The sequence below is a fragment of the uncultured Roseobacter sp. genome (assembly GCF_947501835.1).
GTDB lineage: Bacteria > Pseudomonadota > Alphaproteobacteria > Rhodobacterales > Rhodobacteraceae > Roseobacter.
On record NZ_CANMXR010000002.1, the window covers coordinates 366,827 to 381,077 of the forward strand.

Annotated in this window: 17 protein-coding genes; 10 read left to right on the plus strand and 7 right to left on the minus strand. The window is 57.0% G+C overall.

What is annotated here, in order from left to right; translation table 11 throughout:
• Positions 1-3 precede the first annotated feature (3 nt).
• A complete protein-coding gene (locus tag Q1A20_RS05670) occupies positions 4-1,008 on the plus strand; it encodes a flagellin (RefSeq protein WP_298968580.1) in 1,005 nt (334 codons plus the stop codon).
• Complete coding sequence (locus tag Q1A20_RS05675; protein WP_299916276.1) at positions 1,005-2,108, plus strand: flagellar basal body P-ring protein FlgI; 1,104 nt, start codon at positions 1,005-1,007, stop codon at positions 2,106-2,108. The genes Q1A20_RS05670 and Q1A20_RS05675 overlap by 4 nt, the downstream gene beginning before the upstream one ends.
• 161 nt (positions 2,109-2,269) lie before the next feature.
• Here Q1A20_RS05675 and Q1A20_RS05680 read toward each other — a convergent pair whose 3' ends face one another.
• Both Q1A20_RS05680 and Q1A20_RS05685 read right to left on the minus strand, forming a co-directional pair.
• Entirely contained in the window at positions 2,270-3,292 is a 1,023-nt protein-coding gene (locus Q1A20_RS05680) for an aspartate-semialdehyde dehydrogenase (protein WP_299916278.1), read from the minus strand.
• A 70-nt stretch (positions 3,293-3,362) separates the two neighbouring features.
• On the minus strand, positions 3,363-4,139 hold the full coding sequence (locus tag Q1A20_RS05685; protein ID WP_299916281.1) for an HpcH/HpaI aldolase/citrate lyase family protein: 777 nt from the start codon (positions 4,137-4,139) through the stop codon (positions 3,363-3,365).
• 53 nt (positions 4,140-4,192) lie between these two features.
• Here Q1A20_RS05685 and Q1A20_RS05690 point away from each other — a divergent pair, with 53 nt between their 5' ends.
• Positions 4,193-5,035 (plus strand): hypothetical protein, encoded by an 843-nt coding sequence (locus tag Q1A20_RS05690; protein WP_299401092.1) that lies wholly within the window; start codon positions 4,193-4,195, stop codon positions 5,033-5,035.
• Positions 5,032-5,193 (plus strand): hypothetical protein, encoded by a 162-nt coding sequence (locus tag Q1A20_RS05695; RefSeq protein WP_299401090.1) that lies wholly within the window; start codon positions 5,032-5,034, stop codon positions 5,191-5,193. The genes Q1A20_RS05690 and Q1A20_RS05695 overlap by 4 nt, the downstream gene beginning before the upstream one ends.
• Before the next feature lie 56 nt (positions 5,194-5,249).
• Here the strand turns inward: Q1A20_RS05695 and Q1A20_RS05700 are convergent, their stop codons facing one another.
• Entirely contained in the window at positions 5,250-5,954 is a 705-nt protein-coding gene (locus Q1A20_RS05700) for a hypothetical protein (RefSeq protein WP_299401088.1), read from the minus strand.
• The gene (locus Q1A20_RS05705) at positions 5,926-6,213 is read right to left on the minus strand and encodes a hypothetical protein (protein ID WP_299401086.1); all 288 of its coding nucleotides are present in this window, start codon (positions 6,211-6,213) and stop codon (positions 5,926-5,928) included. Before Q1A20_RS05705 ends, Q1A20_RS05700 begins: the two co-directional genes overlap by 29 nt.
• A 176-nt stretch (positions 6,214-6,389) precedes the next feature.
• On the opposite strand from Q1A20_RS05705, the gene Q1A20_RS05710 reads away from it, so the two are divergent.
• The 3 genes from Q1A20_RS05710 (at position 6,390) to Q1A20_RS05720 (ending at position 8,867) form a co-directional block, all read left to right on the plus strand.
• Entirely contained in the window at positions 6,390-6,860 is a 471-nt protein-coding gene (locus Q1A20_RS05710) for a hypothetical protein (RefSeq protein ID WP_299916284.1), read from the plus strand.
• Between the two features lie 193 nt (positions 6,861-7,053).
• Entirely contained in the window at positions 7,054-7,683 is a 630-nt protein-coding gene (locus Q1A20_RS05715) for a ribonuclease HII (protein WP_299916510.1), read from the plus strand.
• 86 nt (positions 7,684-7,769) lie between these two features.
• Positions 7,770-8,867, plus strand: coding sequence for a site-specific DNA-methyltransferase (locus tag Q1A20_RS05720; protein ID WP_299916286.1), 1,098 nt, complete (start codon positions 7,770-7,772; stop codon positions 8,865-8,867).
• Positions 8,868-9,055: 188 nt separating this feature from the next.
• Here Q1A20_RS05720 and Q1A20_RS05725 read toward each other — a convergent pair whose 3' ends face one another.
• From Q1A20_RS05725 to mutY, 3 genes are all read right to left on the minus strand, one after another.
• Entirely contained in the window at positions 9,056-9,481 is a 426-nt protein-coding gene (locus tag Q1A20_RS05725; protein WP_299916288.1) for a response regulator, read from the minus strand.
• Between the two features lie 70 nt (positions 9,482-9,551).
• Entirely contained in the window at positions 9,552-10,703 is a 1,152-nt protein-coding gene (locus tag Q1A20_RS05730) for an alkane 1-monooxygenase (RefSeq protein ID WP_299916290.1), read from the minus strand.
• A 73-nt stretch (positions 10,704-10,776) separates the two neighbouring features.
• Positions 10,777-11,844, minus strand: coding sequence for an A/G-specific adenine glycosylase (mutY, locus tag Q1A20_RS05735; protein WP_299916292.1), 1,068 nt, complete (start codon positions 11,842-11,844; stop codon positions 10,777-10,779).
• 93 nt (positions 11,845-11,937) lie between these two features.
• Here mutY and Q1A20_RS05740 point away from each other — a divergent pair, with 93 nt between their 5' ends.
• Genes Q1A20_RS05740 through Q1A20_RS05750 form a run of 3 tightly spaced genes read left to right on the plus strand, consistent with a single transcriptional unit; the run spans position 11,938 to position 14,247 of the window.
• Entirely contained in the window at positions 11,938-12,447 is a 510-nt protein-coding gene (locus tag Q1A20_RS05740) for a DUF721 domain-containing protein (protein WP_299630396.1), read from the plus strand.
• A 13-nt stretch (positions 12,448-12,460) separates the two neighbouring features.
• A complete protein-coding gene (locus tag Q1A20_RS05745; protein WP_299401068.1) occupies positions 12,461-13,132 on the plus strand; it encodes a DsbA family protein in 672 nt (223 codons plus the stop codon).
• On the plus strand, positions 13,132-14,247 hold the full coding sequence (locus Q1A20_RS05750; RefSeq protein ID WP_299401066.1) for a CaiB/BaiF CoA-transferase family protein: 1,116 nt from the start codon (positions 13,132-13,134) through the stop codon (positions 14,245-14,247). Before Q1A20_RS05745 ends, Q1A20_RS05750 begins: the two co-directional genes overlap by 1 nt.
• Positions 14,248-14,251 lie beyond the last annotated feature (4 nt).

A 14,251-nucleotide genomic window follows, 5' to 3' on the forward strand; every position in this document is an offset into this window, starting at 1 on the left:
CTTATGACTTCCGTTTCACTAGGCGACCTGGCTCAGTCATTTATGCTTCAGCGTCGCAGCGTTTCCTTGCGTCAAGATCTGAATCGCCTGACTGACGAACTGTCGAGCGGTAAGGTTTCCGACATTCGTGAAGTACTTTCAGGCAATCACAACTACCTGACCGGTTTGGAAAGGTCGCTGGAAATACTTGATGGTTACTCAGTCGCGAACGCAGAAGCCAAATACTTCACTGGTGCAATGCAAACGGCCCTGGATCGCGTTCAGACATTTGGGAGCGATCTGGGGTTGGATCTATTGCTCGCGAGTGGCGGTCCCATTGGAGTTATCGCCGGTAATCCATCCGAAAATGCGCGCACGCAGTTGCAAGGCATGATCAATTCTTTGAATAGCGATATTGCTGGAAGAAGCATGTTTGCTGGCACTGCGACGGATCAAACCCCGCTACCTAATGTTGAAGATCTGCTTGCGCTGGTTAGAACAGCCGTGACGGGGCAAACGACACCAGAAGATATCGTTGCGGCCGCAGAAACGTGGTTTAATGACCCGGCAGGTTTCGACGCGACGGCTTATTCCGGATCAACAACCGCGTTGGCACCATTTGTCCTCTCAGAAACAGAACGTGTTACATTGGATGTGCGGGCGGATGACGACGCACTTAAAAATCTCTTGCTGCACACCACGGTTGCTGCTCTCGCAGACGATCCCGTCTTGGGGCTGGATGTCTCTCAACAATCCGAACTGTTTGGTATTACCGGAATTGGCCTGCAATCCAATCAAGATCAGTTGACCAGCCTACGCGCAGACATCGGTTTCACCGAAGAACGCATCGAGATGATATCCGCCCGCAATCAGGCGGAAGAAACCAGCACAGAGTTCGCGCGAAACGCCTTGCTGGAAGCCGATCCCTTTAGAACCGCAACGGAGTTGGAAAGCGTGCAGTTCCACTTGCAGAGCCTGTACTCCGTTACGGTGCGAAGCTCACAACTTTCCTTGGTGAATTTCCTATGAAACTATTTCTATCGGTCGCACTTTTCATTTCGATCAGCGTGAGTAGCGCAATAGCGGGACCGGTCCGCATCAAAGACCTCGTCGAATTCGACGGTGTTCGCGGCAATGATCTGGTGGGTTACGGCCTGGTTGTCGGCTTGAACGGCAGTGGTGATGGTTTGCGGAATGCGCCATTCACCGAAGAAATAATGTCCAATATCCTGGAACGGCTGGGCGTGAATGTTGCAGGTGAACAATTCAGACCCAAAAACGTGGCCGCTGTTTTTGTAACGGCCGCGTTGCCCCCATTCGCACGCGGAGGCAGTCAAATTGATGTGACCGTTTCGGCGATCGGTGACGCAAGCAGTTTGCTGGGCGGTACGCTGATTATGACACCACTTAATGCGGCCGATGGTCAAATCTATGCGGTTGCCCAGGGTACGATCATTGCAGGGGGTGCCGTTGCGGAAGGAGACGGGGCAAACGTTACACAAGGTGTGCCGACTTCCGGCGTTATTCCATCGGGTGCCCGGGTTGAGCGTGAGATCGAGTTTGATCTTTCGAACCTGACGAATTTGCGGCTCGCACTGCGAGATGCAGATTTCACGACAGCTGCCCGTATTGAACAGGCGATCAACTCTGATTTTGGGCGACCGGTTGCCTTCATGCTGGATTCGGGCACCGTGCAGCTCGATATCCCACAAACGCGAATGGCCTCAGTCGCGCATGCGCTTGGCAGGATTGAAAACATATCCGTTCAGCCAGAGCGCAAGGCCCGGGTGGTTGTTGACCAGCGTTCGGGAACGATCGTGATGGGCGAAGACGTGCGGATTTCTCGGGTGGCCGTATCGCAGGGTAACCTCACACTGAGGATACAGGAAGCCCCAATTGCCGTTCAACCGAACCCATTTGCCGATGGTGAAACCGTTATTGTGCCAAGAACAAATGCCGAGATCGAAGAGGAACCTGGCATTGGTTTGGCGGAGATCCCCAACGGCACCTCGTTGTCCGAGGTTATCGCTGGATTAAATGCACTGGGTGTTTCGCCAAGAGATATGATTGACATCCTAAAGAGCATAAAGGCTGCTGGAGCACTTCATGCGGAATTCATCGTCCGCTAGCCTGTTTTACAGATTGGCGCGTTTCAAACACTACATCAAAGTAGGGTAATCCCTGAAACGCCCCGCATGAAGTTTGGGTGACCATCTTCTAAAAGATGCTGAGGCACAAAAAAGCCCGCCAGATCTTAGATCGGCGGGCTCAAAACGCTTTATGTGGCTTGTCAGCCTTTCTTCAAGACACGCTGCCCAAGCAATTCCGCAATCTGAACCGCGTTCAATGCGGCCCCTTTGCGCAGATTGTCAGATACGCACCAAAGGTTCAGACCGTTATCTATCGTGCTGTCCTGACGGATACGACTGATGAAGGTGGCGAAGTCGCCGACACATTCGACCGGCGTGACGTAGCCCCCGTCCTCGCGTTTATCGATCACCATAACGCCTGGCGCTTCACGCAAAATTTCGCGCGCTTCGTCTTCGTCCAGATGATCTTCGAACTCGATGTTCACGGCCTCAGAGTGACCAACGAAAACAGGCACGCGTACACAGGTCGCCGTCACTTTGATTTTCGGATCGACGATCTTCTTCGTCTCCGCCACCATCTTCCACTCTTCTTTCGTCGAGCCGTCTTCCATGAAAACATCGATATGTGGGATCACATTGAAGGCAATCTGCTTGGTGAACTTCTTCGCAGGTTTGTCGTCGACCGGGTTGTAGATCGACTTCGTCTGATCCCAAAGCTCATCAATGCCGTCTTTGCCAGCTCCGGAAACAGATTGGTAAGTTGACACAACCACGCGTTTGACGGTCGCCCGGTCATGCAGCGGCTTAAGGGCCACAACCATCTGCGCAGTCGAACAGTTTGGGTTCGCAATGATGTTTTTCTTGGCGTAGCCGGTAATCGCATCCGCATTCACCTCAGGCACGATCAATGGAACATCAGGATCATAACGGTAAAGAGACGAGTTATCGATCACGACACAACCCGCCTTCGCCGCCTTCGGGGCGTATTGCTTGGTCGCGTCGGAACCAACTGCGAAGAGCGCGATGTCCCAGCCCGTGAAGTCAAACGTATCAAGGTCCTTTGTCGTCAGCGTCTTCTCGCCAAAGCTCACTTCCGTTCCCATGGATTTCCGGCTGGCCAGCACGGCGATCTCATCCACGGGGAAGTGGCGTTCAGAGAGAATGTTCAGCATTTCGCGGCCCACATTACCTGTGGCACCCGCAATGACGATGCGGTAACCCATCTGTTTTACTCCAATGTTCAAGTGATGGTGCGCGCCTGTTATACCCCTTGGGCGTCGGAGGGAAGGGGCCTCAAGACTTCTTGTCTTTCCACTTGGTCGCCGCCGCCTTGCCCGAATTGAGCAAAAGCGCGATATCCATCGCTACGGCCACGAACCTTGCACCTGCGTCCAGCGATGATTGAATCATGCCGTCGTCAGGCGTGAGTATGCCCGCCGCCTTACCACTGTCGCTGATCCGCCGGATCGCGTCGAGGATGGTTTTCTGCATGTCAGGGTGCATGGTCTGGCCGAGATACCCAAGGCTGGCAGAGAGATCCGCGGGGCCGATGAAGACACCATCCACGCCTTCGACAGAGAGGATATCGTCAAGATTGTCCAACCCGGTCTTGTTCTCCACCTGCACCAGTAGACAGATTTGGTCGTCCGCTGTCGGGCCATAATTCTCCATCTGCCCGAAGTCCGACACGCGGCCCACGGCATAACCAACACCCCGCGTCCCGTTCGGCGGGTATCGACACGCGCGGACCAGCTCGCAGGCTTGTTCGGCTGTCTCGACCATCGGGACAAGAATGGTTTGGGCCCCAACGTCCAAGACCTGCTTGATAATCCACGTCTCGCCAATTGGCACCCGCACGATTGGATGGCTGTCACTGCCTTTGAGCGCCACCATCTGATCTCGGATCGACCTGATATCGTTGGGCGAGTGCTCTCCGTCAATCAGCAACCAGTCAAATCCCGCACCGCCCATGATCTCGGCCGTATAGCCTTCAGCAATGCTCATCCAGCAACCAAAAAGGGTTTGCCCATCGGCGAGTGCTTTTTTGAACGGGTTTTGAGGGGCGGGCATTTGGCGATCCTTTTTGATGCGTATGGCCGGACACTAAACTTCGGAGGATCGCATTGGCCAGCACCAATCGCCCCCATTTCTTACGATCGTTTGATAAAACCACTCGCTATGGTAGCGTCTTCCACATTGCTAACAATCGGATATTACCCGTGACATTTCATCTTAAGCTTTTTGCCGCATCGCTTGTTCTGCTTGGTGCATGCGATGTCGCCAATCCACCGATTTTGGAGGAGGCGATCGTGCTGGAAGAAGGCGTCACTGCGGCAACAAGATCCTTTGCTGCACCAAGCCAATTTCCACCCCAAGATTTTGCCGCTTACGGAATCCTTGCATTTCCGACCAACCCAAAAGCAAACACCGCCAACGGAGCCCGGTTTGATCGGTTTTGCGGTGCGTTCGTATCGGGGATCGTAAGTTCCGAGTATGCAACGGCGCAGGGAATTCCAACGCAACAGCAGATGGTTACGGTTTTGCCGGTGACGTCTGAGGCCGTTGTGGATGAAGCCTTTGCTGCGGTCGATGAAAAAGAGGCATGCGACCTGGCGCGGGATAACTATGGGCTCTTGCAGGCCCAGCAGGCGATCAAGCAGGCCAATGCCGCGTCCGAGCGGACGGATGGTATTGATGAGTTATCGGGGCGCGGCCCATTTCTGATTGCATGGTCCCCCGGTACTTCAAAGGGCGCGAAAGATGCTATTGTTCTGGTTTCCGATCTCAGCAATTCAACCTCTCAAGCGCAGGTCGAAGCGGATATCCAGCTTTGGGTCACCACCATTCAGTCGGATCAATCGTTGTGGCGGCGTGGTTGGAACATCGAAAGGCTACGGTTGGCCGGTCAGCGCTGGATTGATCGCCGTGCGACCAGTGTTTTGAAACTTGTCGGGGCTCTGTTGTGAGTAAATATAAAAAGGCCGGTATCAGCCTAGTGATCGGCGTCATCCTGGGTCTGATCGTGGCGTCTTGGTTTGGCATCCCAGAAGAAGGGGCCTACTATGCCACCGTCAGCCTGATCGCGATTGCGACAATGGCCATCGGATCCCGGTTCGGTCGTTGAGCACGAGCATTGGATCAACGGCTTTTGAACGTTGCGGGGTGTCGCCTTGAGCAGACTCAGATCACCTTGATCACATCTTTGTCGATCGCCAGCATGTAACCGCGCCGTGCGATATTCTTGACCAAGAGCTCTGCGACGATCTGGTTCCCCAGCGTATCACGCAACCGCTTGATACGTGTCGCCCCCGCCGCTTCATCACAATCGGCGGATGATCTGCCCGAAATCACCCCTTCGATTTCGGAACCAGACAGCACGTCATCATCCATACGGGCCTCCGCCAGTACGGACATCGTCTCCATCGCGGCGTCGGTCAGTTTGAAACCGAGGTTATTAAGATAAACGGTGTTTTCTTCGCGGCTGATCAGCAGGGAATTGACCTGGATGCCCGCGCGCTCGATCTGGGCCATGCGACGGTTGAACCCGACAAGAAACACGAGGAAAATCAGGGCGGCGATCAGCATTGCGGTAGCGAAAACCAGAAGCACGAAAATCACCAGCCGGTAGCTTGCCAGCGTGTCGGAAAAGGCGGTACCCGATTGCGCGAGGATTTCCAGCAGCTTGATTTCCGTTTGCGCCGTCAGGTCGTTGTTTTCCACAAACAGGCGTTCGACGCGGGCATTGAACGCATTGGCATCGGGCAGCGCCCAAAAAAGCAGGGCAGCGGCGACAATCAATATGCCCACGATCCCCGCAATGCCGAACCCCACGATACGACCGCCCGAGCGGCGCATGTCAGAAGCGGAGGTAGTTGGGTCCTGCACTCTGTTTCCTTTCTGCCAGCCCGCTTTCATCGAAGACGGAAACAATGTTCAAAAGCGTCCACCCGCGGCTTGCCAGCCGCGCGGACAGCTCCGCCTTGGCCGCGCTTTTGGAGCATTGCGAAATTTGCGCCACACCATAGTGCAGGCGCAGCGGGTTATCCTGCTTTGCCTTGTAATCGGCATAGCAATCAGCGGCATGTCCAGGCCCGGTCAGGGCCAGCGCCGCGATTAATCCGGTGATCAGGGCTGTTTGTTTCATATGCGCGATCCTGCGCCCCAGACGCGAGATATTCAATAACAAAGGGGCCTTAGCCCTCCTGCTATCCGATAACAATGCGGCGATATTGCCTGTCCGCCGGGGGCTGACCCAGATTGTCCGAAGCACACCCGTCGCACTGTCGGGGTCTACTAGAATACATCTGAAAGGACACGCCCATGCACCGCAAGTTCATCGCCACCATCGTTGCCGCGGCTCTGGCCGTCACCGCCATCGGCAGCGCCCCGGCGCGCGCGGACGAAGACCTGTTGCGGGCGTTGGCCGCCATCGCTGGCATCGCGATTGTGGGCAAGGTGATCCACGACCGGAACAAACGCGAGAAAGAACGCAACACGGTGACCCGGAACGCCCACAAGGCGCCGGTGTATCAGAACCATGGTCGCGTTTATGATCTGAAACCGCGCCCGTTTCCCAAACGCGCGCAACGCAAGCTTTTGCCCGGGGCTTGCCTGCGCAGTGCTGAGACGCGTCAGGGTCGGCTGCGCTACTTCGGCCAGCACTGTCTGAAGCGCAATTATAAATTTGTGAACCGCTTGCCTAATGCCTGTGCCGTCCGGGTGCGCGGACATGGCCTTGGATATGAGGCGCGTTGCCTGCGCAATCAGGGATACCAATTGGCGCGCCGCTAAGGACGCGTCGATGCAAAGCCGGCGGGGTCCCCCAAAAACCGGCTTTGACCTAGAAGGGGGCGTTCGGGCGCCTCCTTCCTTTTGATAACGAGTACCGCGCTCCCGCAACCGGGGGCGCGTTTTCCTGTGCGCGCTGTGCGTGGCGCGACAGGTTGGTCTTGCGCTTTGGGTCGGATCATTGGATCAAAAGATCATGGGTCCGGATTTTGAGATGGAAAAGGCCGCCATGGCGGCCGGCAAGGCGCGGGTGGCCGGGGTTGATGAAGTCGGCCGGGGACCGCTCGCGGGTCCCGTGACGGCGGCGGCCGTTGTGCTCGACCCGGCCTGCATTCCCGAAGGCCTGAATGATTCCAAACAGCTCTCAATCAAGAAACGGATCTATCTGGCGGATCTGCTGAAGGAATGCGCGGAGATTTCCATTGCGCATGCATCCGTGGAAGAGATCGAGCAGCACAATATCCTGCGCGCCAGCCATATCGCCATGTGTCGCGCCCTGGCCGGGCTGCCGCATCCGCCGGATCATGTGCTGATTGACGGGTCGATGATCCCGCACGGGCTGAACGTGTCGGCGCAGCCCGTGGTCAAGGGAGACACGCGGTGTCTTTCGATTTCTGCGGCGTCAATTGTGGCCAAAATATGTCGCGACAGGCTGATGGTGGATTTAGCGCAACAGCACCCCGGCTATGGGTGGGAGACGAACATGGGATATGGATCAAAAAGCCACATGTCTGCGCTTCAAAATCTGGGGCCGACCCCACACCATAGACGTACTTTTAAACCGGTGCACAATATGTTGTATCAAGATAAAAACTTAAGGTCTTGATTCAAAAAAGAAATTGACCGCGAATCGCCTTTGACTCATGTTTGTCTCAACCAATGAGTGCAAGCGCACCGGCACAGAGGCAGAACATGATGACCAAACTCAAAGGCGCCCAGGCGCTTCCTTTGAACACGATTCTTGACGGCGATTGCATCGAGATGATGAACGCGCTGCCGGCGGCTTCGGTCGATCTGATTTTTGCAGATCCGCCCTATAATCTTCAGCTCAAAGGCGACCTGCACCGCCCCGACAACAGCCGGGTGGATGCCGTTGACGACGAATGGGACCAGTTTTCCAGCTTTAAGGCCTATGACGACTTCACGCGGGCATGGCTCAAAGCGGCACGCCGTCTGTTGAAACCCAACGGCGCGATTTGGGTGATTGGCAGCTACCATAATATTTTCCGAGTTGGCGCGGCGCTTCAGGATCAAGGGTATTGGATTTTGAATGATGTGGTTTGGCGCAAGTCGAACCCAATGCCCAATTTCAGGGGTAAACGGTTCACCAACGCGCATGAGACGATGATCTGGGCGGGTCGGGATGAAGCCAGCAAATACACGTTTAACTATGAGGCGCTGAAGGCGCTGAACGAAGGCATTCAGATGCGCTCCGACTGGGTGCTGCCGATCTGCACCGGGCATGAGCGCTTGAAAGACGACCAAGGCGAGAAAGCCCATCCGACGCAAAAGCCGGAAAGCCTGCTGCACCGCGTTCTGGTGGGGTCGACCAATCCAGGCGACGTCGTGCTCGACCCGTTTTTCGGGACCGGCACAACGGGCGCTGTGGCCAAGATGCTGGGGCGTGATTTCATTGGGATCGAGCGCGAAGCAGCTTATCGGAAGGTTGCGGAGAAACGCATTGCCAAGGTGCGCAAGTTTGACCGGGAGGCGCTTCAGGTCTCCACCTCGAAACGGGCAGAGCCGCGCGTTCCCTTTGGGCAGTTGGTTGAGCGTGGTATGTTGCGCCCCGGCGAGGCGTTGTATTCCCCCCGAGGCCAAATCGCCAAAGTCCGCGCGGATGGCACGCTGATCGGCAATGACGTCAAAGGGTCGATCCATCAGGTAGGGGCTCATCTGGAAGGCGCGCCAAGTTGCAATGGCTGGACCTATTGGACCTTCAAACAGGATGGAAAGAAGGTTCCGATTGACGTGCTGCGTCAACAGATCCGCTCCGAAATGGCCAACTGATCTTTCACTATTCGAACACCGCCGGTGCCTGTGGCCTTTTGTAAGAGGCTGCCTAGTTTAGGCACTCAACTGACCCCGCCATTTATTGGCGGGGTTTTTTCATGCGCCAGCGTTCGGTGCGCGGCAAGCACATAGTCCAAAGCAGAATGGCCTCATGCCTTTGTACGGCTTCATATTTCAGCCGCTACCTAGCTGGCCTGCTTTCGTTGTGGTTTGTAGTTGAGCGCGGCATGGATATAGCGCGCGCCAAAATCCGACTTGTTGACCACATGGATCACACCCGCCGACTGGGCCTTGTCAAACATGAATGGCGTTGGCCAGTCGCTGACCATGACAATTGGAATTTTGGCAAATTCAGGTTTTTCCGCCAATTCCAGTGCGAAATTGGCGCCCGTCCCGTCGGGCAGATTGTTATCGAGCAAAATCATGCTGGTCTGATACCGCGCCATGTGTTGGCGCGCCTCGTCAATTGTCGAGGCAACAGCAACAAAGACACCGTTAAAGCTTTTGTCCATGATGCGTTTGATCCGCTCCTGGTCGAAGATGCTATCTTCGACAATCAAGCAGGTTTTCGTCGTCGCACCCGGATATGTCATCGCACTTTGTTGCTGCATGCTTGGCTCTCACATCAGTCCACCTGAGCGCTGAAAGTCGCATAAAAGCCTTAATATAACGTGTTCAGGGTTAACCCGGCATTGGGTTTTCGGCCTTGTTATAGGGTGCCCAATCCGTGATCTCGGGGTAGTAATTTGACCGCCACAAGCGCACCCTGGGGTTCATGATGCTGCGCCACAAGGGCGGTACCATCGCCACCATCGTCATGATCGGGTAGCCATAGGGCAATTGCGGCGCGTCGGACGCGGAATAGGTCTGCAGCACCGGGAAGCGGCGGTCGGGTTTGAAGTGGTGATCGGAGTGGCGCTGGAGGTTGATCAGCAGCCAGTTGGACATCCTGAAGTCGGCATTCCACGAGTGCTGTGGTTTGACGTGCTCGTACTTGCCGTCGCCCAGATGTTTGCGTGTCAGACCGTAGTGTTCGATGTAGTTGACCAGCTCCAGCTGCCAGATCGCGGTGCCCGCCTGCACCAGGAACAAAATGACCCCGGACCACCCGCCAAGCAGAAATGCCAAAAGCAGCATGAAGAGTTGCAGCGCCCCGTATTTGAAGAACGGGTTTGCCCGGTCATGCCAGGGCAGATTACGCCGGGCCAGCATCTTCTTTTCCGCCTGAAACGCGGAGTGCAGAGACTGTTTCAGCACCCGCGGATAGAAGCGATGAAACCCTTCGTTGTAGCGCGCGGTGACTGCATCCTTGGGCGTTCCGACATAGCGGTGATGCACCAGCAGATGTTCGGAACGGAAATGCGAATAGAGCACCATGGCCAGCAGAATATCGGCCATCCAGCGTTCCATCTTGTTTTTCTGATGCATCAATTCGTGGCTGTAATTGATGCCCACCGTGCCGGTGATCACGCCAACACCAAAAAACAGTACCACCCGTTCCAGCGTGCCCAGATGTTCGGCCTGGGGCACGTACCAGATCAGACTGAACAGCAGACAAAATTGCACCGGCGCCCAAATTACCGTGATCGCGCGGTACCAATAGAGCGCGTCCTGCGGCGCGTCCGGATCGGCATTCGCGAGATCACGTCCAAAAAGCGCATCAAGTGCTGAAAAGAGGTACCATGTGACAACGGGCAGCAAGATCACGTTCCATCCGCCCTGCAACGCGCCGACCCATGCGAGAGGGACCAGCAGCAGCGAAATCCAGAACGGGGCCGCGCGCGAAAACCGGATGAGGTCCGCAAGGGGAACAGATTTCGTTTCACGTGCCATCATTCAGGTCCTGCATCGCATCTGGCATCATTCTATGTCCAATCCGCGTCCGCATCCAAGCGTGACGCCGCGCTCAAATCTCTCCGCTTGCCAGATCAAACGCCTTGCGCATGACCGTTGGCAGATCCGAGGGGCGGAATTCCGGCCGGGGCAGGAAGGCCCCGCGATCAGCCTTGGCGTTATTCCCCATGCGGGCGCCGTAGATTGTGAGCGTCAGGTGGAAATGGGTAAACGTATGGCGCACCTCCGCGGGTAGTTTCTGCCAATCTGCTGTTGCGGGGGGGTCGGTGTCTGGCACGTCTTCCTTTACGTCCACCCAATCCGATCCCGGCCAGCCCAGCATGCCGCCGAGTAACCCCTTTTCCGGACGCGTTTCCAAAAGCCACGCGCCGTCATCGCGGCGCCCCAGATAAACGATACCGTGTCGCGTCGGTTTGGCTTTTTTCGGTGTCTTCTTTGGTAACTCCTGCGTGGTGCCTCGTGCACGGGCCACGCAGGGATCACGCCAGGGACAGATGCCGCAAGCGGGTGATTTTGGCGTGCAGATCGTGGCCCCCAGATCCATGACGGCCTGCGCATAATCACCGGGGCGTTTGGGCGGGGTCAGGCGTGCCGCCTCCGCCATCAACTCCGGTTTTGCTTCCGGCAAGGGTGTGTGAATGTCGTGCAACCGGGCCATCACACGTTCGACGTTCCCATCCAGCACCGCGTGGGGCAGATCAAAGGCGATCGAGGAGATCGCGGCAGCGGTATAGGGGCCAATCCCGGGCAGCTTCAGCAAGGCGGCGTGATCGGCGGGAAAGCAACCCTCATGCTCCGCAACCACCTGCCGTGCGCATTTCAGCAGATTGCGGGCGCGGGCATAATACCCAAGGCCCGCCCATTCGCCCATCACATCGGCATCGCGCGCAGCCGCGAGATCCGCCACCGTTGGCCACCGAGTTGTGAACCGCTCAAAGTAGTCTTTGACGGTCACCACGGTTGTCTGCTGCAACATGACCTCAGAGAGCCAGACGCGATAGGGATCGGGCACATGCCCGGCCTTGCGATCCTGCGGCGGGACACGCCAGGTCATGCGGCGGGCATGGACATCGTACCACGTCAGCAATTCGTCGCTCAGCGTCACGGGGTTTTGAGGCATCTCACGCAATGTTTATAATCGTCCTGTGGCTTTATCTGGTTGCTGAGGCCCCAATTCGGTAAGATACAGCAACTGTTTCACTGAAAGATAGCGATGCCACCTCGACGTGCCAGTACAAAAGGTTTCAAGCGCACGGCCAGTCTGCTGACGGGCCGGATCAGGGCGGCGTCGGAGAGCCGGGGATTCGCCCAAAGCCGCTTGCTGACGCAGTGGACCGAGATCATGGGCCAGGATATTGCGGCGGTCTCACGCCCCGTGGAGGTCAGCTATGGCCGCGGTGGCATGGGGGCGACGCTGACGCTGCTGACGACCGGTGCCAACGCGCCCATGCTGGAGATGCAAAAAGAACAGATGCGTGCCAAGGTCAACGCGGTCTATGGCTATAACGCCATCGCGCGGGTGCGGATCACGCAAACGGCGGCAACCGGATTTGCCGAAGGCCGGGTAGCGTTTGAGCCTGCACAACCGGCTGAAAAAGAGGACGTGATCGACCCGCTTATCCGCCAACAGGCCGCTGATACCGCCAGTCCGGTGCGGGATGCCGGTTTGCGTGATGCCCTGGCGCGGCTCGGCGAAAACATACTGAACAAGACAAACCGTTGAAAAAGGAAAACCCATGTCGCGTATGATGATTATTTCTGCCGCTGTGGCTGTGTTGGGCATTGGGGCGTATTTCGTGACGTCACCGGGGTCTTCGGTCACGCCGGTGGACCCGCTTGGCGCCGCCAACGCGCAGGAAACAGAAGCCGATATCGATACTTCCACAATTGCGGAAATGTCGCTGGGCAACCCGGATGCGCCCGTGACCGTGATCGAATACGCCTCCTTCACCTGCCCGCATTGCGCGTCGTTTCACGCAGGCCCCTACAAACAGCTGAAGGCGGATTACATCGATACCGGCAAGATCAACTTCGTCTACCGCGAGGTCTATTTTGACCGCTATGGCCTTTGGGCGTCGATGATCGCGCGCTGCGCGGGCACGCCGGAGAAATTCTTTGGCATGACGGACCTGATCTATGCCGGTCAGTCGGAATGGTCGCGTGCCGGGGACCCTGCTGCCATCATCGAAGAGCTGCGAAAGATCGGTCGTTTGGCCGGGCTGAACGGCGACACCATGGAAGCCTGCCTGCAGGATGGCGACAATGCCCGCACGCTGGTGGCCTGGTATCAGGAGAACGCTGAGGCCGATGGTGTCGACAGCACACCAAGCTTTGTCATCAACGGCCAGAAGTATTCCAACATGGCCTATTCCGAAATGGCGGCACTGATCGACGCCGCGGCGGAGTAATGACGGCACCCCTTGCTGGTCTGAAAGTCGTCGAACTGGCGCGTGTGTTGGCCGGCCCCTGGGCCGGTCAAACGCTGTCTGATCTCGGCTGCGACGTCACCAAAGTAGAGAGTGTCGCGGGAGATGACACCCGCCAGTGGGGCCCGCCCTTCATCACACGGGATGAGGATGTTTCAGCCGCCTATTTCCACTCGACCAATCGCGGAAAACGCTCCGTGACGGCGGACTTCAGAACCGAAGAAGGCCAGCAAAAGGTCAAAACCCTGCTGGCAGATGCGGATATTCTGATCGAGAATTTCAAAACCGGCGGTCTGGCCAAATACGGGCTGGACTATGCCAGCCTGGCGCAGCATTTTCCGCGCTTGATCTATTGCTCGATCACGGGTTTCGGGCACACCGGACCCTATGCGCCGCGGGCAGGTTATGATTTCATCATTCAGGGCATGTCGGGTCTGATGTCCCTGACCGGTGAGCCGGAAGGACAGCCGCAGAAATACGGCATTGCCATCACGGATATTCTGACCGGTGTCTATGCGACCACCGCGATTCTGGCGGCGGTGCATCAGCGCCAGACGACGGGACGTGGGCAGCATATCGATATGTCCCTGATGGATGTGGCGGTTGCAGTGACCTCCAATCAGGCGATGAACTATCTGACCACCGGCCATCCGCCGCAGCGCATGGGCAACGCGCATATCAACCTCGCCCCCTATCAGGTTTTCGATTGCCTGGACGGGCACATCATCATCGCCACCGGCAATGATGGCCAATATCGGCGCTTGTGCAAGCTGCTGGGGCTGGATGACATGATCACCGCGCCGCAGTTCTTGAAGAACGAAGACCGATTGGCCCATCGCGCGGAAATGATCTCGCGCCTGACCGCGGCCACAAAGGCGCGCACGCGGGATGATCTGCTGGCGGCCTGCGAGGCCGAGGGCGTGCCTGCCGGTCCGATCAACGATATGGGTGACGTCATGGCCGACCCGCAGGTGCAGGCGCGGGGCCTGCAGGTGGCCCTGGAGGGGGTGCCCGGCGTGCGCTCTCCCTTCACTTTTTCGGATGCGGAATTGGCCTTGCACAAGCCAGCCCCGAAACTGGGCGAACATGACGAATAACCGG

What these genes read in the sequence shown, in the direction of transcription:
- Q1A20_RS05685 (WP_299916281.1), bottom strand. Translation starts at nt 4,139, where the DNA reads ATGCCCGCCCCTCAAAACCCGTTCAAAAAAGCACTCGCCGATGGGCAA.
- Q1A20_RS05705 (WP_299401086.1), bottom strand. Translation starts at nt 6,213, where the DNA reads ATGAAACAAACAGCCCTGATCACCGGATTAATCGCGGCGCTGGCCCTG.
- Q1A20_RS05730 (WP_299916290.1), bottom strand. Translation starts at nt 10,703, where the DNA reads ATGGCACGTGAAACGAAATCTGTTCCCCTTGCGGACCTCATCCGGTTT.
- Q1A20_RS05750 (WP_299401066.1), top strand. Translation starts at nt 13,132, where the DNA reads ATGACGGCACCCCTTGCTGGTCTGAAAGTCGTCGAACTGGCGCGTGTG.
- Q1A20_RS05680 (WP_299916278.1), bottom strand. Translation starts at nt 3,292, where the DNA reads ATGGGTTACCGCATCGTCATTGCGGGTGCCACAGGTAATGTGGGCCGC.
- Q1A20_RS05715 (WP_299916510.1), top strand. Translation starts at nt 7,054, where the DNA reads ATGGGTCCGGATTTTGAGATGGAAAAGGCCGCCATGGCGGCCGGCAAG.
- Q1A20_RS05725 (WP_299916288.1), bottom strand. Translation starts at nt 9,481, where the DNA reads ATGCAGCAACAAAGTGCGATGACATATCCGGGTGCGACGACGAAAACC.
- Q1A20_RS05720 (WP_299916286.1), top strand. Translation starts at nt 7,770, where the DNA reads ATGATGACCAAACTCAAAGGCGCCCAGGCGCTTCCTTTGAACACGATT.
- Q1A20_RS05670 (WP_298968580.1), top strand. Translation starts at nt 4, where the DNA reads ATGACTTCCGTTTCACTAGGCGACCTGGCTCAGTCATTTATGCTTCAG.
- Q1A20_RS05675 (WP_299916276.1), top strand. Translation starts at nt 1,005, where the DNA reads ATGAAACTATTTCTATCGGTCGCACTTTTCATTTCGATCAGCGTGAGT.
- Q1A20_RS05745 (WP_299401068.1), top strand. Translation starts at nt 12,461, where the DNA reads ATGTCGCGTATGATGATTATTTCTGCCGCTGTGGCTGTGTTGGGCATT.
- Q1A20_RS05740 (WP_299630396.1), top strand. Translation starts at nt 11,938, where the DNA reads ATGCCACCTCGACGTGCCAGTACAAAAGGTTTCAAGCGCACGGCCAGT.
- Q1A20_RS05710 (WP_299916284.1), top strand. Translation starts at nt 6,390, where the DNA reads ATGCACCGCAAGTTCATCGCCACCATCGTTGCCGCGGCTCTGGCCGTC.
- mutY (WP_299916292.1), bottom strand. Translation starts at nt 11,844, where the DNA reads ATGCCTCAAAACCCCGTGACGCTGAGCGACGAATTGCTGACGTGGTAC.